This is a genomic window from Cobetia sp. PDI-12MA, from assembly GCF_059507695.1.
In genome coordinates, this window is sequence record NZ_CM183351.1 from 1,132,291 (window position 1) to 1,150,201 (window position 17,911).

General features: G+C 63.3%; 21 protein-coding genes. 17 read left to right on the forward strand and 4 right to left on the reverse strand.

What is annotated here, in order from left to right; genetic code table 11:
• Nucleotide 1 precedes the first annotated feature (1 nt).
• The 3 genes from ctaD to AC5WNI_RS04860 are packed head-to-tail and all read left to right on the forward strand — an operon-like array spanning nt 2 to nt 3,132.
• On the forward strand, nt 2-1,654 hold the full coding sequence (gene ctaD, locus AC5WNI_RS04850) for a cytochrome c oxidase subunit I (protein ID WP_495928854.1): 1,653 nt from the start codon (nt 2-4) through the stop codon (nt 1,652-1,654).
• A 27-nt stretch (nt 1,655-1,681) separates the two neighbouring features.
• Nucleotides 1,682-2,275, forward strand: a complete 594-nt coding sequence (locus AC5WNI_RS04855) for a cytochrome c oxidase assembly protein (protein WP_285460209.1) — start codon at nt 1,682-1,684, stop codon at nt 2,273-2,275.
• On the forward strand, nt 2,272-3,132 hold the full coding sequence (locus AC5WNI_RS04860) for a cytochrome c oxidase subunit 3 (RefSeq protein WP_175088147.1): 861 nt from the start codon (nt 2,272-2,274) through the stop codon (nt 3,130-3,132). The genes AC5WNI_RS04855 and AC5WNI_RS04860 overlap by 4 nt, the downstream gene beginning before the upstream one ends.
• Nucleotides 3,133-3,149: 17 nt before the next feature.
• On the opposite strand, the gene AC5WNI_RS04865 is transcribed toward AC5WNI_RS04860, so the two are convergent.
• On the reverse strand, nt 3,150-3,341 hold the full coding sequence (locus AC5WNI_RS04865; RefSeq protein ID WP_043337068.1) for a DUF2909 domain-containing protein: 192 nt from the start codon (nt 3,339-3,341) through the stop codon (nt 3,150-3,152).
• On the opposite strand from AC5WNI_RS04865, the gene AC5WNI_RS04870 reads away from it, so the two are divergent.
• The 3 genes from AC5WNI_RS04870 (at nt 3,340) to AC5WNI_RS04880 (ending at nt 6,356) form a co-directional block, all read left to right on the forward strand.
• A complete protein-coding gene (locus AC5WNI_RS04870; protein ID WP_175088146.1) occupies nt 3,340-4,185 on the forward strand; it encodes an SURF1 family protein in 846 nt (281 codons plus the stop codon). The genes AC5WNI_RS04865 and AC5WNI_RS04870 overlap by 2 nt on opposite strands.
• Nucleotides 4,186-4,260: 75 nt before the next feature.
• On the forward strand, nt 4,261-4,902 hold the full coding sequence (locus AC5WNI_RS04875; RefSeq protein WP_175088145.1) for a redox-active disulfide-containing membrane protein: 642 nt from the start codon (nt 4,261-4,263) through the stop codon (nt 4,900-4,902).
• A gap of 347 nt (nt 4,903-5,249) precedes the next feature.
• On the forward strand, nt 5,250-6,356 hold the full coding sequence (locus AC5WNI_RS04880; RefSeq protein WP_254626959.1) for a COX15/CtaA family protein: 1,107 nt from the start codon (nt 5,250-5,252) through the stop codon (nt 6,354-6,356).
• Between the two features lie 110 nt (nt 6,357-6,466).
• Here AC5WNI_RS04880 and AC5WNI_RS04885 read toward each other — a convergent pair whose 3' ends face one another.
• Together AC5WNI_RS04885 and AC5WNI_RS04890 are read right to left on the reverse strand one after the other, a co-directional pair.
• On the reverse strand, nt 6,467-6,862 hold the full coding sequence (locus tag AC5WNI_RS04885; RefSeq protein WP_175088144.1) for a glutaredoxin family protein: 396 nt from the start codon (nt 6,860-6,862) through the stop codon (nt 6,467-6,469).
• A gap of 75 nt (nt 6,863-6,937) precedes the next feature.
• A complete protein-coding gene (locus AC5WNI_RS04890; RefSeq protein WP_495928856.1) occupies nt 6,938-8,005 on the reverse strand; it encodes a LysR family transcriptional regulator in 1,068 nt (355 codons plus the stop codon).
• A 131-nt stretch (nt 8,006-8,136) separates the two neighbouring features.
• On the opposite strand from AC5WNI_RS04890, the gene AC5WNI_RS04895 reads away from it, so the two are divergent.
• From AC5WNI_RS04895 to AC5WNI_RS04920, 6 genes are all read left to right on the forward strand, one after another.
• Complete coding sequence (locus AC5WNI_RS04895; protein WP_368448476.1) at nt 8,137-9,342, forward strand: multidrug effflux MFS transporter; 1,206 nt, start codon at nt 8,137-8,139, stop codon at nt 9,340-9,342.
• Nucleotides 9,343-9,487: 145 nt separating this feature from the next.
• Entirely contained in the window at nt 9,488-10,396 is a 909-nt protein-coding gene (gene yegS / locus AC5WNI_RS04900) for a lipid kinase YegS (RefSeq protein WP_175088141.1), read from the forward strand.
• A 181-nt stretch (nt 10,397-10,577) separates the two neighbouring features.
• Nucleotides 10,578-11,033, forward strand: a complete 456-nt coding sequence (locus tag AC5WNI_RS04905) for an NfeD family protein (protein ID WP_175088140.1) — start codon at nt 10,578-10,580, stop codon at nt 11,031-11,033.
• 152 nt (nt 11,034-11,185) lie between these two features.
• On the forward strand, nt 11,186-12,211 hold the full coding sequence (locus tag AC5WNI_RS04910) for an SPFH domain-containing protein (protein ID WP_175088139.1): 1,026 nt from the start codon (nt 11,186-11,188) through the stop codon (nt 12,209-12,211).
• Nucleotides 12,212-12,284: 73 nt separating this feature from the next.
• Nucleotides 12,285-12,743: a nucleoside deaminase gene (locus AC5WNI_RS04915; protein WP_438940905.1), complete on the forward strand. Its 459-nt coding sequence runs from the start codon at nt 12,285-12,287 to the stop codon at nt 12,741-12,743.
• Between the two features lie 220 nt (nt 12,744-12,963).
• Nucleotides 12,964-13,545: a hypothetical protein gene (locus tag AC5WNI_RS04920; RefSeq protein ID WP_175088138.1), complete on the forward strand. Its 582-nt coding sequence runs from the start codon at nt 12,964-12,966 to the stop codon at nt 13,543-13,545.
• 259 nt (nt 13,546-13,804) lie between these two features.
• Here the strand turns inward: AC5WNI_RS04920 and AC5WNI_RS04925 are convergent, their stop codons facing one another.
• Entirely contained in the window at nt 13,805-14,008 is a 204-nt protein-coding gene (locus AC5WNI_RS04925) for a cold-shock protein (RefSeq protein WP_043335501.1), read from the reverse strand.
• Between the two features lie 247 nt (nt 14,009-14,255).
• Here AC5WNI_RS04925 and AC5WNI_RS04930 point away from each other — a divergent pair, with 247 nt between their 5' ends.
• From AC5WNI_RS04930 to AC5WNI_RS04950, 5 genes are all read left to right on the forward strand, one after another.
• Entirely contained in the window at nt 14,256-15,095 is an 840-nt protein-coding gene (locus tag AC5WNI_RS04930) for an isopenicillin N synthase family dioxygenase (RefSeq protein ID WP_175088137.1), read from the forward strand.
• Between the two features lie 188 nt (nt 15,096-15,283).
• Nucleotides 15,284-15,709 carry an NINE protein gene (locus AC5WNI_RS04935; RefSeq protein WP_175088136.1) on the forward strand — a complete coding sequence of 142 codons (426 nt, stop codon included), beginning with the start codon at nt 15,284-15,286 and terminating at the stop codon, nt 15,707-15,709.
• Between the two features lie 127 nt (nt 15,710-15,836).
• Nucleotides 15,837-16,262: a hypothetical protein gene (locus AC5WNI_RS04940; RefSeq protein WP_175088135.1), complete on the forward strand. Its 426-nt coding sequence runs from the start codon at nt 15,837-15,839 to the stop codon at nt 16,260-16,262.
• On the forward strand, nt 16,259-16,975 hold the full coding sequence (locus AC5WNI_RS04945) for a ZIP family metal transporter (protein ID WP_175088134.1): 717 nt from the start codon (nt 16,259-16,261) through the stop codon (nt 16,973-16,975). The genes AC5WNI_RS04940 and AC5WNI_RS04945 overlap by 4 nt, the downstream gene beginning before the upstream one ends.
• An 87-nt stretch (nt 16,976-17,062) precedes the next feature.
• A complete protein-coding gene (locus AC5WNI_RS04950) occupies nt 17,063-17,647 on the forward strand; it encodes an exopolysaccharide biosynthesis protein (RefSeq protein WP_175088133.1) in 585 nt (194 codons plus the stop codon).
• Nucleotides 17,648-17,911 lie beyond the last annotated feature (264 nt).

A 17,911-nucleotide genomic window follows, 5' to 3' on the forward strand; every position in this document is an offset into this window, starting at 1 on the left:
CATGGCCAGTGAACAGCCACGCAAGGCAGTACTTCAGGCCAGCGAGAGCGAGGGGGCCACCGCAGGCGGCGCTCATGTGGGCGAGGGCCACGGCAGCGCGCCGCGCGGCATGCTGCGCTGGCTGCTGACCACCAATCACAAGGATATCGGCACCCTCTATCTGATCTTCTCGCTGAGCATGCTGTTCATCGGCGGCATCATGGCGCTGGTGATCCGCACCGAGCTGTTCCAGCCCGGCCTGCAGATGGTGCAGCCGGAGTTCTTCAACCAGATGACCACCATGCATGGGTTGATCATGGTGTTCGGCGCCATCATGCCGGCCTTCACCGGGCTGGCCAACTGGATGATTCCGCTGCAGATCGGCGCGCCCGACATGGCGCTGCCGCGCCTCAACAACTTCAGCTTCTGGCTGTTGCCGGTCGCCTTCCTGTTGCTGCTCTCCACCCTGCTGATGGAGGGCGGTGGCCCCAACTTCGGCTGGACCTTCTACGCGCCGCTGTCCACCACCTATGCGCCGCCTTCGACCAGCTTCTTCATCTTCTCGCTGCACATCGCCGGCATCAGCTCGATTCTCGGCGCCATCAACATCATCGCCACCATCCTCAATCTGCGTGCCCCGGGCATGCGCCTGATGGACATGCCGCTGTTCGTCTGGACCTGGCTGATCACCGCCTTCCTGCTGATCGCGGTGATGCCGGTGCTGGCGGGCGCCATCACCATGATGCTGTTCGACATCAACTTCGGCACCAGCTACTTCAATGCCGCCGGTGGCGGCGACCCGGTGCTGTTCCAGCATCTGTTCTGGTTCTTCGGGCATCCCGAGGTCTACATCATGATCCTGCCGGCCTTCGGCATCGTGTCCGCCATCGTGCCGACCTTCTCGCGCAAGCGGCTGTTCGGTTACGCCTCGATGGTCTACGCCACCGGCTCCATCGCGATCATGTCCTTCCTGGTCTGGGCGCATCACATGTTCGCCGTCGGCCTGCCATTGGTGGCGGAGCTGTTCTTCATGTACACGACGATGCTGATCGCGGTGCCTACCGGCGTGAAGGTCTTCAACTGGATCGCCACCATGTTCCGCGGCTCCTTAAGCTTCGAGCCCCCGATGCTGTTTGCGATCGCCTTCATCGTCCAGTTCACCATCGGCGGCTTCTCGGGCCTGATGCTGGCCATCGCCCCGGCGGATTTCCAGTACCACGACACCTACTTCGTGGTGGCGCATTTCCACTATGTGCTGGTGCCCGGCGCGCTGTTCGCGATTCTCGCCGGAGCCTACTACTGGCTGCCCAAGTGGACCGGCTTCTATCCCCACGAGGGGCTCTCCAAGTGGCATTTCTGGCTCTCGGTCATCGGCGTCAACCTGACCTTCTTCCCGATGCACTTCTCGGGGCTGGCCGGTATGCCGCGCCGCATTCCGGATTACGCGCTGCAATTCGCCGACTTCAACATGCTGTCCAGCATCGGCGCCTTCCTGTTCGGTATCTCGCAGCTGCTGTTCCTGGTCGTGATCGTCAAGTGCGCGCGCGGCGGCGTCAGGGCGCCGGCGTGTGCCTGGGAGGGCGCGGTGGACCTGGAATGGAGCCTGCCGAGCCCGGCGCCGCTGCATACCTTCGAGATTCCTCCGCAGACCCGCGATGGCCAGATCATCCGCTGAGCGATGGACAGCGGCCAGGAGAGTGACATGCCCTCACGCGATCACGCAGCACAGCAACAGGCAGTGGCACGTACCGTGCGGCGCACGCTGCTGGCGCTGGTCGCGATGCTGGGCTTCGCCTTCGCGCTGGTGCCGCTCTATGACGTCTTCTGCAATCTCACCGGCCTCAATGGCAAGGCCGCCAGTCAGGCCAGGGCCGCAGTGGCGATGGAGATCGACGAGAGACGCTGGGTGTCGGTGCGCTTCATCACCCAGCAGGGGCAGGGTCTGCCGTGGACACTCGAGGCGCTGGATGAACAGTTCCGCATCCATCCCGGTGGCCAGTACAGCGCGCGCTTCGTGTTCACCAATCACGCCGATCATCCGGTGCGTGGCCGCGCGGTTCCCAGTGTCAGCCCTGCCGAGGGCTCACTGCATTTGCGCAAGATCATGTGCTTCTGCTTCCAGGAGCAGACGCTGGCAGCAGGCGAGCGGCGCGAGCTGCCGCTGGTCTTTCAGGTCGACCCTGACCTCCCGGAGGGCATTCGTGATCTGACCCTGGCCTACACGCTCTATCCGGTCACGACACCGTCATCCGCGGGGGACGATGGTGCAGAGCATTCTGCAGGAGGTGAAACATGAGCAGTGGCAGCTATTACGTCCCGGCCCATAGTGCCTGGCCCATCTTCGGCGTGCTGGCGGTGGGCGGCATGATGATCGGCACCGGAATCTGGATGGTGTACGGCAGCGCCGCCTGGTTGTCAGGCATCGGTCTGCTGGCCGTGGTGCTGGTGATGGCGGGCTGGTTCCGGGATGTGGTGCGCGAGTCGATGGGCGGCCTCTACGATGATCAGATGGACCGCTCGTTCCGCTGGGGCATGGCCTGGTTCATCTTCTCGGAATTGATGTTCTTCGCGGCCTTCTTCGGGGCGCTGTTCTATCTGCGAACCTTCGCGCTGCCTTGGCTCGATGGTGAGGGCGCCAAGGGAGTGACGGCGCTGCTGTGGCCGGACTTCACTGCCAGCTGGCCCCTGATGACGCCGCCGGATGCCAGCATCGCCGGGCCCAGAGAACTGCTGTCGCCCTGGCAGCTGCCGCTGGCCAACACGCTGTTGCTGGTCAGTTCCAGCGTCACGCTGACGGTGGCGCATGAAGCGCTGAAGATGGAGTTTCGGCGCACCGCGCGCAACTGGCTGGCGGGCACCGTGGTACTGGGGCTGTGCTTTCTGACCCTGCAGGGCATCGAATACTACGAGGCCTGGCACCACCTGGGGCTGACGCTGCAGGCGGGGGTCTATGGCGGTACCTTCTTCCTGCTGACCGGTTTTCATGGTCTGCACGTCACCATCGGCACCCTGATTCTGATCGTGATGCTGGTGCGCGTGATACGCGGCCACTTCTCGAGTGAACGTCACTTCGCCTTCGAAGCGGCTGCCTGGTACTGGCACTTCGTCGATGCGGTGTGGATCGGTCTGTTCCTGTTCGTCTATGTGTTCTGACAGCACGCGGCGTGATGTCAGTCCAGCATTCCGGTGGAGAAGCCAATGACCAGCAGAATCACCAGACACACTGCCAGGCCAACCCGCCATTTGAGAGAGGTCAGCAGGCGTCGACTGCGGCTGCCATCGCGCAGCAGAAAACCGGCGCCGGCGACCAGGCTTGCCAGCATGCCGATAAAGACCAGTGCGATCAGCGATTTGAGCAGCATGTCACCTCCCCGGGCGCAGACAGTGGCGGGCGAGCAGGGCGCGCCACTCGCTTGTGACAGTCGAGCTCATCCGGCAGACAAGCGCAAGTCAGCGCCAGCGGCGCAGGTGTCATCCACAGCGGCGCAGGCGTCTGCAACGGCGGCGACGCAGGAGCACCAGGTCGGACGCGGCTGGTGGCTGTTCTGGGGATGCCTGATCGTGCTCGGCCTGTGCCTGTGCAGCTGGCAGGTGATGCGTGGCCAGGCGCGTGCCCAGCATCTGGAGGATACCGCCAGCGCGCCGGAGCTGGTGATGCCGACGGCACCGCCCGCCAGTGCCAGCCTGATCGAGCTGCGCGGCGAGTGGCTCGCGGAACACAGCCTGCTGCTGGACAACCGCACGCTGGACAAGCGCCATGGCGTGGCGGTGCTCACGCCCTTCCGAACGCTGGATGGCCGCTGGTGGCTGGTGGAGCGTGGCTTCGTGGCATCGCCGGCCCCGCGTAGCGACCCGGAGTTCACGACCCCGACAGGCTCCGGGGTGATCAGTGGTCGCTGGCAGTGGTTGAACGGTCAGGGCACCAGCGGTGGCCCACTGTTCGGCCCCAACCGCGAGGGGCAGCGTCTGCAGCAGGTCGATCTGAGCGCCTGGCAGGCGCTGGGCACACCGGCCTTTGCGGGTGTCCTGCACCAGACGAGCGGGGAGGGGCGATTCCTGCCCTGGTGGCAGCCGAGCAACATGACGCCGGAGCGCCATTACGCCTATGCGCTGCAGTGGCTGGGGCTCAGCCTGGGGGCGGCGGTGGTCATGATTCTGGGTGCGCGCCGTCAACGCCACTCCGCGCTACGTCAGCGCCAGGCCTAGCGCCCGGTGCTTGTGTCTTGAGTCTGTTGTCCGCACACCCGGGCAAGCAGGGAAGCCGTCGTCAGGAGGAGAGCGATGACACACGTGATGCGACAGCGTCTGAAACTCGTGGCCTTGCTGGGGCTGTTGTCCGCCCCGCTGCCCTTGGCGTGGGCCATGCTGAGCGCACAGGTCGGGATCCCCGAGGGGCGGGTGGCAAACGGTGCCTTGCTGCCAAAGGTCAAGCCGCTTACGGACTGGTCGCTCGACTACCTCGTGACAGAAAACGCCACTGACAACGTCACTGAAAACGCCACAGGAAACGCGACTGACAGCGCTGTTGGCGCGAAGGAGGCCCCCGGCATGCCGCCGCTGGCCGCCCGAGGCGCGGATGAGCAGCGTTTCTGGCTCAGCTGGCCGGAGCCGAACCAGCCGCAGCTGGCCGCGGCGCAGGCCGAGCGCTGGTGGCGCCTGCATCGCGCACTTGGCAAGGAGGCGCCGCGCCTGGGCCGTCTGGTGGTGGCTGAAAAGGCCTTTGTGCATCCCCAGGTGCCGGGCGAGCAACGGGCGCTCGGGCACTGGCCGTCGCCAAACGATGCCACTTCTGCGCCGCACCAGTTGCGCCTGATCGACCCTCACGGGCAGGTCGTGGTCGCCTACGGGCCCGAGATCACCCCGCAGGCCGTGATGAAGGATGTGCGCCGGCTGCTCAAGCGTAATCCGGTCGCGCCTCGCTAGGCCGGGCCTCGCTAAGCCAGACCTCGCCAGGTCGGGCCTAGCCAGGCCGGGAGTGATCTTCTTTCGCTTCACCAGGGAGATATGCCATGTCTCGCCTCGCCATACAGAAGCGCCATCCACCGCGGGCCTGCGCCGCCTCGCGGGTTCGCCAACGAGGGGCGGCGTTGCTGCCCCGTCCGTCATTTCTGCGTCATGTCACCGCGGATGAAGCCTCAGCCACGCAGGCCTTCTTGATGAGGACGCCTGAGCTGACATCTGATCTGGTGCATGGCCCTGCCGTCCGGCAGGCGGCGAGCCGATGGGTAACGGCACGCCTGTGGCGCAGCAGTCAGCATCTGGTCGCCAGCATGCTGGGCCTGGTAATCCTGGTGATCGGGTTGGGAGCCTGGACGCGGCTGGTGGACGCCGGACTGGGGTGTCCCGATTGGCCGGGTTGTTATGGCGCTCTGGTCGTGCCGGATGCCCGGACCGCGAGTCTGCACAGCCCGCATCATCCGCTCGAAGGCTACAAGGCGTGGGCGGAGATGATCCATCGCTATGCGGCGAGCCTGCTCGGGCTTGCGGCGATCGCATTGCTCGCGCTGGGCTGGCGGATTCGCCGTCGCGAGGTGCGTCAGACGCAGGTCCTCGAGGGTGGCAGTGGTCAGGCAAAGGCTGCTGATCACTGGGGCACGCAGGCAAGCACTCGTTTTCCGATGGCCGGCTGCTGGCTGTTGTTGGGCATGTTGTTGGTTCAGGGCGCGTTCGGGGCCTTTACCGTGACGTTGAAGCTGTGGCCGCAGGTGGTGACGCTGCATCTGCTGGGCGGCCTGAGCGTGTTGAGCCTATTGCTGTTGCTGTGGCTATCACTTAGACGGCGGGCGGCGCACCTCAAGGTGACGGCTGAGCAACAGAATGCGGACGCTGATGCAAGGCACATCCGGCGTCAGCCCTGGCTGGCTACTCTGGCTGCGGCTCTGCTGCTGGGGCAGCTGGCCCTGGGAGGCTGGACCTCCAGCAATTATGCTGGGCTTGCCTGTGAAGGTTTCCCGTCCTGCAATGGTGCCGCCTGGCCGGCGATGGACTGGGGAGAGGGCTTCCACCTGACCCAGGATGTCGGCCCCAGCTATCTGCATGGGCAGCTACATGGTGAGGCGCGCACTGCCATCCATATGGCGCACCGTGGCGGGGCCGTGCTACTGGGGGCGGTGCTGTTGGCGCTGTATTGGCGCCAGCGCCGCCACTTGCCGGGACGGACGACAGCGTACGACAACCCCTGGCGCTGGGCGCTGGGGTGTTGGCTGGTGCAGGCAGGCCTGGGAATCGCCAATGTGCTGTGGTGGTTGCCGCTGGATCTGGCGCTGGCGCATACCCTGGGGGCCGTCGCGCTGACGCTGGCGATGGTATGGGCGCTGGATCAGATGCGCCAGGCGACTCGTCGCAAGCGGGCACCCGTCTCGCAGGCGCTGGCCTGATGAGAGGCGAAACGAGGGGCTCCCAAGCGCGTGATCGCGCCCACCAGACCGCAAGAGGCCGCTCATGAGAGCGGCCTCTTGCGGTCTGTGTCGTATCAGCCTGTGTATTGTCAGGCCGCGCTACCGAAGCGCTCCTGCAGGTAGGCATTGATGGTGTCGGATTCGTATATCCACTCTTCGCGACCATCGTCATGAGTGATCAGCAGGCACGGCACCTTGACGCGGCCGCCACCCTGTTCGAGGGCCTGGCGGTGAGTGGCATTGTGCTGGGTGTCGCGCTGCTCGACATTCAGGTTCAGCTGATGCATGCGCTTGCGCACCTTGATGCAGAACGGGCAGGTCGAGAATTGATACAGCGCCAGCTTGGCCGTCTCGGCGTCCACCTCGGCCTGCTGGGCGGGGCTGCGCTCGAGCGCGCTGCCGCGGGTCAGCTTCTCGCTGAGCAGCATGAAGGGAGCCAGCACCAGACGCAGGGTGCGGAAGAACAGGCGGATGATGGAGCGCATGGCAGAACCTCATGGGACGTGCGGGTATCGACGCCAGTGCCGCAGGGCGGGTGGCGAATTCACAATGGGGCCATTCTAGAGCTCAGCGGCCTCGGCGTCTTCCCCATGCGCGTTGCGGATGTGCGTCAGCAGGGACTGTCGCAACCAGCGGTGCCCGGGGTCCTGCGCGTGGCTGGCATGCCAGATCAAGCGGTAGCTGAGCGCGGGCAGTCGCATCGGTAGCTCAAGGATCGCCAGCCCATGCAGCTCGCTGCTGGCCTGGGCAAAGCTTCTGGGTGCACAGAATACCAGCTCACTGTGCGCGACGATGCTCAGGGCATCGCGGAAATCCGGCACCAGCACGCTGATGCGGCGTGGTGCGCCGTGCTGTTCCAGGCGCTCATCCAGCGACCAGCGTGAGCGCCCCTCGCAGGTGGCCTGCACATGACTCAATGCCGCGAATTCGTTCAGCGTCATCGGTGTCTGGCGCCGCGTGAGCGGATGATCACGTCGCACCAGAATCACATGGTCGTCGCGCCACAGCAGGCGTGATTGGAAGCCAGCGGGGAGGGCTGGCGGCTCGCCCGGGGTCTCGGCACTATGATCGTGTCCGGCAAGCCCGATATCCAGCTGGCCCTTTTCCATCAGGCTCAGGCAATCGGCCTGCCAGCGGCTGATCTCGAGGCTGCCATGCGGCAGCGCATCGGTCAGTGCCCTCGTGCAGGATGGCATCAGGGTCGCCCAGGCGCTTTCCAGCACCGCCAGCTGAAAGCGTCGCTGGCTGGTGGCGGGGGTGAAGGTGGCAGGGGCGCTCAGATTCTCGAGACGCGGGAGCAGCTCGGCCAGCTCACCACGCAAGGACAGAGCACGCGCCGTGGGGCGCAGACCATGGCGTTCGCGAATGAAAAGGGCGTCATCAAACATCACGCGCAGGCGTGCCAGACTCTTGCTGACGGCAGACTGCGAGAGGTGCAGACGGCCCGCCGCGCGCGTCACGCTGCACTCTTCCAGCAATACCTGCAGCACCTGTAGCAGATTGAGGTCGATGCGCGTGTTGAAGGGCGTGGCCGCTGGTGCTGAGCCCGAAGACGCAGACAGCGAAGACGCGGCTGAAGACTGGGCGGCAACCGGCCTTGCGGGTGTCTGCGGAGCTGTCGCGCTCATGAGTTTCTCCAGTGGAATATCAGGCCTGAAATAATATCATTTTTCTTCATAAGTCGCAGGCGCTAGGCTCTGCGGATTCTTGATGGCCCCTCTGTCGGGCCGCCCTTGGCTTCTGACTCTCGAGATTATCCATGTCCGTGTCCTCCTCTGCTGCCGCAAGGCCCATGCCCAACGCACGACTATTGCTGTTGTTGCTGGTCGGCTGCGTGATGTTCTCGCCGCTGGCGATCGATATCTATCTGCCCTCATTGCCGGCGATGGCGCGTGAATTCGCTCAGCCCACCGATGTGATGCAGATGACAGTGACGCTGTTTCTGGGCGCTGTGGGGGTCGGGCAGATTCTGGTCGGCCCGTTGACGGACCTCTACGGACGGCGTCCGGCGCTCTTGGGTGGCGCGACGGTCTATCTCGTCGGCGCGATGGTCGCCGTGCTGGCCCAGGACATCAGCATGCTGTATCTCGGGCGTATCCTGCAGGGGCTGGGGGCATGCGCCACGGTGACGGTGGCCTTCGCGGCCGTGCGTGATTGCTACACGCCGGAGCAGGGCGCCAGAATGTACAGCTATCTCAATGGTGCGCTGTGCATCATTCCGGCGCTGGCGCCGGTGCTGGGCGGCCTGCTGGCGGTGCAGTTCGGCTGGCGCTCCAACTTCCTGTTCATGGCCGCCTTCGCGCTATGCGTCGGCCTGATGGCGTGGAAGAGCTTTGGCGAGACGCGTCCTGCCACGACGGTCGTGGAGCGTCCGCTGTACAACTGGGCGCGCTATCGCCCCGTGATGACCAGCTGGCGCTTCCTGTATCAGGCACTGGTCGCGATGGCCGCGATGAGCGCCATCCTGCTGTATGTGTCGTCGTCCTCCGAACTGCTGGTCGAGCGCCTCGGTCACTCCGAGCTGGTCTTCAGTGCCCTGTTCGGCGGCAATGCCGTGATCAATATCATCACCTTCTTCTTCGCACCGCGCGTGATCACGCGCCTCGGCCGTCAGCCCACCGTGCGTCTGGGGCTGGCGATCATCCTGCTCTCCGGCCTGATGCAGGGCGCAGCCTTCGCCTGGCTGCCACTGTCTGCCGCTGCCTTCATGGTGCCGGTGGCAGTGCTGTCGGTCGGCTTCTCTCTGGCACTCGGGGCGGCATCAAGCCTGGCGCTGGAGGCCTTCGCTGAGCGTGCCGGCACTGCGGCGGCGCTGCTCGGCAGCATCCAGCTCGGCGGTTCGGCAGTAGTGGCAACGGCGCTGCTCAATACGCCGCTCGCCCCTCAGCAGGGCCTGCTGCTCATCAGCGTGGTGATGGTGCTGCCGTTTTTGCTGTTGGGCGCGCGACGTCAGCCGGGCGTCTAGTCGTCAGGACTGGCCGGTGCGGCTGATGGGCATGAAGGACTTGCTGGCTGACAATCGCGGCGGGTCACAGGGCCGAGATGGTTCATTGAAGGCCCCCGACCAGAGTATGCTTGTCGCTCGATCCGCATGTCGCCAAGGAGGCACCATGGAATCAGCGGCGCGTGTGCGCGTGATACTCAACGGGGACAAGGCTCAGCAGCCGGAGCTGCGTGAGGCCATCTTCGCTCAGCGTGAGCGTATGGCAGGGCTTGAAGTGCGGTTGACCTTCGAGGGAAATGACGTCGCGAGGCTGGTGAGCGAGGCAGTCGATGAAGGCGTCACGCGGCTGGTCGTTGGCGGCGGTGACGGCACCCTCAACCTGATCACCAATGCATTGATGCAGCATCCACTCGCGAGGCGCCCGGAAGTCGCGATCCTGCCGTTGGGCACCGCCAATGATCTGGCGACCTCGCTCGGCATCCCCGAGCCGGTGACGGAATCGCTGGCGCTGGCCTGTGAAGGGGAAGCACGGGCTGTGGATGTGGTGCAGCTGGATGATGCCTACTTCCTCAACATGGCCTCGGCGGGCTTCGGTGCCGAGGTGACGCGTTCGACGCCCGGGGGCCTCAAGAAGCTGTTCGGTGGCGGGGCCTATTCACTGATGGGCGTGCTCAAGGCATGGGACTTCCGTCCCTATCGTGGCAGCGTGACCCTCAACGGGGTGGAGGAGGAGCTGGCGTTGTTCGTGCTGGCGATCGGCAATGGTCGTCAGGCGGGCGGCGGTCAGGAGCTGGCGCCTCGGGCGCTGCTCGATGATGGCTGCTTCGATGTGCTGGTGATTCGCGACTTCCCCATCGCGCGTGTGGGTGAGGTGATCGAGGAGCTGGAGTCGCTCCCTGACAACGGCCATTTCGTGCGGTATGTGCGTACTGATTCGCTGCACTATCGTGGTGGGTCGCTACCGGTGAATCTCGATGGCGAGAGCTATCTGATCGAGAACAGCGAATTCCAGCTGATTCCCGGCGCTCTGCGTCTGGTCGCCCCGCAGGACGCCGCCCTGCTGACACACTCATGAGCCCGCAGTTGAGCCATTGAGCGCTGGCTGAGCCATGAGAGCTGGCTGAGCCATGAGAGCTGGCTGGTACACGAGCGCAGTCTGAGGTTTACTCAGGCTGCGCTCGTTGCGTTGGTGGCAGCGTGTTCTTCCAATCTCTCGGCCGCGCAAGGCGGGAGTCAGGACCTCAGGGAGTGATTGCATGGTCGGTTTGGCGGCATGGCATATCTGGGTCATCCTCGCGTTGGCTCTGGCGGGGCTTGAGTTGCTGGGGGCGCAGTTCGTGTTGCTGGCACTGGGTGTCAGTGCCCTCGGGGGCGCTCTGGCGGCAGGGCTGGGGGCGGGGCTAAACATCCAGTTGATCAGCGTCGCGATCACGGCTCTGGTGCTGGTGCCGCTGTTCGTGCGCAAGATCCATCCCTATCTGTTGCCCAAGACGCCCTACGGCACCCTGGGCAGCGGCGCGGAGACTGGGCAGCTGGCCAAGGTGATCATCGGCAACGGTGGCAAACCTGCCGTACGCGTGTCAGGCAATGAGTATCCGCTACGCTGGGAGGGGGAGACACCGCCGGCAGCGGGGGACACGGTCAGGATCGTCAGCGTCGAAGGCATCACCGTCTGTGTCGAACCTGTCTCGAAGGAATCGGTCTCGAAGTAGTCTGTCTCGAAGTAGTCTATCTCGAAGGAAACTGCACAAAGACGCCATGAGATCGCGGCTCGACGGCGCGGTCGTGGTGGCAGCGGGTCAAGCGTGATCGGATATCTTACAAGGGCTTGCGGATACGGCCCAGTTCAAGGGAGTTGAGCAATATGATTATCAGTCCGGGACTCATCATCATTCTTTTCATACTGGCGCTGGTGGTAATCCTGCTGGCCAAGGGATTGATGATTGTCCAGCAGTCGGAAGCCGTCGTCATCGAACGCCTCGGCAGCTACAGTCGCACACTGGAATCCGGCGTGAATCTGGTGATTCCATTCATCGACAAACCGCGCTCCATCACCATTCGTCGTTATCGTGAGGTCAAGGGTGACAACCTGCCGTTGGTGGTGGAAGAGACGCGCATCGATCGCCGTGAGACGGTAATGGACTTCCCCGGCCAGAGCGTGGTGACGACGGACAACGTCACCGTGACCGTCAACGGGGCACTCTACTTCCAGATCGTCGATCCCAAGCGCGCCGTCTATGAAGTCGAGAACTTTACCCAGGCTGTCGAAGTCCTGGCCAAGACCAGCCTGCGCTCCGAGATCGGTCGCATGGAGCTCGACAAGCTCTTCGAGAGTCGCAAGGAGGTCAACGACGCCTTGCAGATCACCATGGATGAGGTCGGTGACAAGTGGGGCGTCAAGGTGACGCGCGTCGAGATCCAGGACATCAGCATGCCCGAGGAAGTCGAGGATGCGATGCGGCTGCAGATGGCGGCCGAGCGCAAGCGTCGCGCCACGGTGACCGAGGCCAATGGCCAGCGCGAAGCCGCCATCGCGACCGCCGAGGGCGAGAAGCAGTCTTCGGTGCTGCGCGCCGAGGGTGACAAGCAGGCCGCGATTCTGCGCGCCGAAGGTGAGCGTCAGGCCATCTATCAGCTGCGCGATGCCATCGGTGCGCAAGACCCGCAGCTGGTGGTCGGCTACATGCTGGGCCAGAAATATCTGCAGGTCCTGCCGGACATGGCGAGGGAAGGTGATCGCGTCTTCATCCCCTATGAGGCTTCTGCCTTGCTGGGTGCCATGGGCAGTTTCCGCGAGCTTGCCACTGAAGTCGGCGAGCCCACCAACGCCAGCAATGAAGGGCTGAGACGCGCCCGTCAGATGATGACAGGCGAAGCGGGCCTGGGCTGAGTGTATTGTGCCGAGCAGTGAGTGGCAGTAGGCTGCCGCTCCACTGAATATTCACCGCATCTGGAGCAAGACGATGACAGCAATGACTACCGATCATGAGCGCTTCCTGCAGGCCGCCATTGAAGAGGCGGAAAAGGGTTATGCGGCAGGCGGCGTGCCGATCGGCTCGGTACTGGTCCATGATGGCAAGATCATCGGTCGTGGCCACAATCAGCGCCAGCAGAAGGGCAGCACGGTATTGCATGGCGAAATGGATGCATTGGAGAACGCCGGTCGCCTGCCGGCCAGCGTCTATCGTGAAGCCGTGCTCTACACCACGCTGTCACCGTGCCCGATGTGCAGTGGTGCCATCCAGCTCTACGGTATCCCGCATGTCGTGGTCGGTGAAAACCACACCTTCATGGGCGCGGAAGACCACCTGCGTGGTCTGGGAGTCAAGGTCGATGTCGTCGACAACGCGCGCTGCCGCGAATTGATGGCGACCTTCATTCGCGAGCAGCCGGACGTCTGGAACGAAGACATCGGCGAGTGATCACGGCGCGGTTGTTGGTGGTAGCTGATGTAAAATGGTGTTCGTTAACACTATTCTGCTGTGAAAAGAGCGAAATGCTTGAAAAGCTGTCGGTCTGGCACCATGTCTTGAATATCAGGCGCCAAGCAACGCTTTCGCTTGCATGACTACACGACCTTTGTTGCAATGCCACTTGCAGGAAACAGGGGCTGGCAACTCCCCACCTATCATGGAGAAGACGATGAAACTCAAGCAATGGATGATTCCCGCACTGGCCGCTGGCCTGTCTCTGGCCATCGCTGGTTGCGATAACGGCGATACTGACCAAGCTGCCCAGAACGCCGAGACTTCTGCCGAACAGAGCGCCGAAAAGGCTGAACAGAGCGCCGACCAAGCGACTGACGCCGCTGCCGAGGAGATGGACCAGGCAGCTGACGAAGCGGCCGCAGAGATGGACCAGGCAGCTGATGAAGCGGCCGCAGAGATGGATGACGCTGCTGACAAGGCCGACAACATGGCTGACGACGCTGCAGAATCTGCCGATGCCATGGGCGATGAAGCTGCCGCCGAGAGCGAAAGTGCCCTTGAAGCAACCAAGAACGCTGCTTCCGAGACCTATGAGTCTGCCAAGGAAGGTGTCAACGATGCCGCTGACGCCACTGCCGATGCTGCCAAGAACGCCTATGAATCCACCAAGGAGCAGGCTGCCGAGCTGACCGACTCCGCTGAGCAGACTGGCGACAACGCTGCTGCCGAAGCGAACGAGAAGATCAACGCGGCGCAGCAGGATGCCAACGAGTCCATCGACGAAGCGCAGCAGTAATCACTGGCCAGCGCATGCTGGCGTGACGCCTGTCGCAAGCCGTGTCACTGGCTGAGTGCGATTGACATGGCCGCCGATAAAAGAACGCCGCGACCCGGGAGGGGCGCGGCGTTCTTTTATCGGTGATTCTTCGTCAAGCGCGAGTCAGGCCAAGGCATGGCCACAAAAAAGCCCGCCAGAAGGCGGGCTTTTCCATGACTGTCTTGCTGCCATCATCAGGGCGCCGGTGAGGGCGGCCTGACCAAGCTGATCGAGAAGATCAGACCGGCTTGATGTTTGCGGCCTGAAGGCCTTTCTTGCCCTGGGTGACGTCGAAGGAAACCTTCTGACCGTCTTGCAGGGACTTGAAGCCTTCTGCCTGAATTTCAGAGAAGTGCGCGAACAGGTCGTCGCCGCCGTCGTCCGGAGAAATGAAGCCGAAACCTTTGGTGTCGTTAAACCACTTGACTGTGCCAGTTGCCATGATTCTTTCCTTGCTTACGAGATGATGTTGGTGGTCTGCCCATCAGACCGGATTGCGTTGGTGCGGCTAGGGGGAATTCCACCAGAGAGACGCGTTACGTCCTGCGACGACATCCTTTCCTGCTTGACCTACGCATGCAGCCTGGGCTGCACGTGCTTGCTTCCATTCGAACAGAAAGTTGTCGTATTGGCGACTCCTTCCGGCTCAAGTAGGATGCTCACACAGAGCCAACATAGATGGAAATGCCATGAAGGTCCAGAACGTAGATTACCGCTCGGCCGATGCCGCCGAAAAATTTGTCGAATCCCTGCGTACGACGGGCTTCGGTGTCATCCGCAATCACCCGATCTCTCATGAATTGGTCGAGAAGATCTACGCCGAATGGGCCGAATTCTTCGCGAGCGCCGACAAGCTTGATTGGCGCTTCGACCCCAAGACCCAGGATGGACTCTTCCCGGTAGATGTCTCCGAGACCGCCAAGGGCCATACGGCGCGTGATCTCAAGGAGTATTACCACATCTACCCGTGGGGCAAGATTCCGGACAGCCTGCGCGAGAATGCCATGGAGTATTATCGCCAGGCCGAAGCCTTCGCGGCAGAGCTTCTGAGCTGGGTAGAGGTCCATTCACCTGCTGAAGTGGCTGAGCTCTACCGTGAACCGCTCTCCAACATGATCAAGGACAGCGGTCAGACACTGCTGCGTGTGCTTCACTACCCGCCGATGACCGGCAGTGAAGAGCCGGGCGCCGTCCGTGCCGCGGCACATGAAGACATCAACCTGCTGACCGTGCTGCCGGCGGCCAACGAGCCGGGCCTGCAGGTAATGGACGTCAATGGCGAGTGGATGGACGTGCCCTGTGATCCGGGTCAGCTGGTCATCAATGTCGGCGACATGCTCCAGGAGGCTAGCGGCGGCTACTTCCCGTCGACCACGCACCGCGTGATCAACCCGACCGGCGAGGGCTCCAGCCAGTCACGTCTGTCACTGCCGCTGTTCCTGCATCCGCGTCCCGAAGTGGTACTGTCTGACAAGCACACGGCGGACTCCTACCTCAAGGAACGTCTGCGCGAGCTGGGCGTCATCTAGCGCTGTCTGCGCTCCCGGTGCTGCTGGATAGACAACAGTTGTTCCGACGCCATCCGTGCCAGTGCGCGGATGGCGTCGTCGTTTCCGGGCGTGGCCTCTGGTGGCAGAAGGCTTGATTCATCGACGTCAAGACCGCATTGACTGTATTCGCAATCATGATCTGCCGCATCGCGGCTAAGGCTTACCTGATGACCACATCGCCTGTTGTACAGGACACGCATTCCAAGACCATGGGCTATCTGCTGTGGATCTTCGGTTTCCTCGGCGCGCACCGCTTCTACTATGGCAAGCCGGTCACCGGCACCATCTGGCTGTTCACCTTCGGTTTGCTGGGCATCGGCTGGTTGATCGACCTGTTCCTGATCCCGGCGATGGACCGCGAGGCGGACTTCCGTTTTCGCGAAGGCTCGATCAATTACTCGCTGAGCTGGATTCTGCTCACCTTCCTGGGCGTGTTCGGCATCCATCGCATGTACATGGGCAAATGGCTGACCGGCTTGCTCTACCTGTGCACCGGCGGGCTGTTCTTCATTGGGGTGCTGTATGACTTCTGGACACTCAACGAACAGATATCGCTGCGCCATGCCGAGCAGAAGCCAGCCACCCAGCGCTAGAAATCACGCCTGCGTTGCATCCAGTGGGACGGAAGTGACGTAGCAGGAAAGGCAGTGTCGAGTTTCCGCATGTTCTAATGTGTCGGGGCTCGGATGTTTCCATCAACATGACGACAAGGAAGTGAACATGATCTGGTTGAAAGCCTTCATCGCCGCCTTTCTGGCGACCCTGATCTTCCATCAGGGCCTCTTCGGTCTCTTCTATCTGGCCGATATTCTGCCCAAGGCGCCCTATAACATGACGCCTTCCGGGCCGCTGGGCGTCCCGTCAGTGCTCTCGCTGGCCTTCTGGGGCGGGCTGTGGGGGCTGCCGCTATGGGCACTGGTGCGCCGCAGGACGGGCGTCAGCCATTGGCTGATCAGCCTCATCTTCGGTGCAGTCGGTCCGACGGCCGTGGCCATGCTGGTCGTCTTTCCCCTCAAGGGAATTGAGGTCGCGCCGCTGATGGTTGTCGGTGGTCTGATTCTGAATGGCGCCTGGGGCGTCGGCACCAGCCTGTTGATGCGTGTCCTGGGCGCGCGACCGAGTCCTGCGACCTCGGCGACGGCATGATGGCATCGATTCCATGGACCATGGTGGCGCTCGCCTGGGCTGCCGGGTTGTGCATGCCGCTGGGTGGCGTGATCGCCCAGCTGGAGCGCAGTCACGAGAGTCACGTCAAGCGCAGCTGGCTGGCGGGGATCACCGCGCTCGGTGGCGGCATTCTGTTGGCCGCCGTGTCGCTGGTGCTGGTACCGCATGCCATGCAGGCGCTGTCCATCGCGACGCTATTGGGGCTTTTCCTGCTGGGCGCGCTGATCTTCATGCAACTGGACCGCTGGCTGGCACGCGGGGGCGGCGCCAAGGGCCAGTTGCTGGCGATGCTGATGGACTTCATCCCCGAGGCGATCGCGCTGGGCGCATTGGCCTCTGCCTCTCCCGCCGCGGCGATGTTGCTGGCACTGTTCATCGCGGTCCAGAACCTGCCGGAAGGCTTCAATGCCTATCGTGAGCTGGAAGGGGCCGGGCTGACGGCGCGTCAGGGGCTTGGGGCCTTCGTGCTGCTGTCACTGCTGGGCCCGCTGGCGGCATTGGCCGGCCATCTGTGGCTTGCGGATGCGCCGGGCGTGCTGGGCGGACTGATGGCTTTCGCCGCCGGCGGCATTCTCTACCTAGTCTTCCAGGATATTGCGCCCCAGTCGCGGGTGGCGCATCACTGGTCGCCGCCATTGGGCGCCTCGCTGGGGTTCATGATCGGCATGCTGGGCGATCGCCTGGTCGGCTGACGATTCACTGTGGCGGGGCGGCACCAGCTGACTCGCCACGGCTCGAGACTTTCACACCCTCCGTCATCTTCCCGATAGGGAGCTCGCATGAGCAAGCACGCCAATGAAGGCAACCTCACGGGGTTGCTGGAAGAGCTGGACCGCGAGATCGAAGGGGATATCTCGCTGGGCGACATTCTGGAGCATTTCAACTCCCGGGGTTTCGGCCCCTTGCTGGTATTGCCTGCCTTGCTGGTACTGCTGCCGACCGGGGCGATCCCCGGCGTGCCGACGACCTGCGCGCTGTTCATCGTGCTGATCGCGGGTCAACTGTTGCTGGGGCGCAAGATGCCGTGGTTGCCACGTCGGCTGGCGCGCTTCAGTTTCGAGCATCGACGCCTGACCCATGGCGTCGAGCGGGCAAGGCCCTGGACGCGACGCCTCGATCGTCTGCTCAAGCCACGCCTGAGCTTCATGACGCGCGGCGTTGCCTATCGCGGTATCGCGATGCTGACCATCCTGCTGGCCACGGCCATGGTGCCGCTGGAGCTGGTGCCCTTCGCCGCGGCCTTGCCGGCGGCAGCCTTGCTGCTGCTGGGGCTGGGGCTCATCGGGGAAGATGGCCTGGTCATCCTGCTGGCCTTGCTGGTGCTACTGCTGGATATCGCCACGGGGTTCTGGTTGGTTGGTTGAAGGCTGCGTTGGTCGCTCAACAGCGACGCAGCGTATTTTAGGAGTCCAGGCTCGTATCCTTGATGACGCGAGATGGCTTCTGCATGCCATCAGCTGCGGGCTCATGAGAGCGCCTGCGCCGTTGTGTCGCAACGCCGTAAGACAAAAGACTGAAGTGCACCACTCAGAGGCAAACCGGGCTGTCATCTTGGTGTGGATGGCTTTGCAGGCTGGCCGTGCTCGCCTAGACTGGTCGCCTGTTCAGTGCCATGGGGGCACGAATTC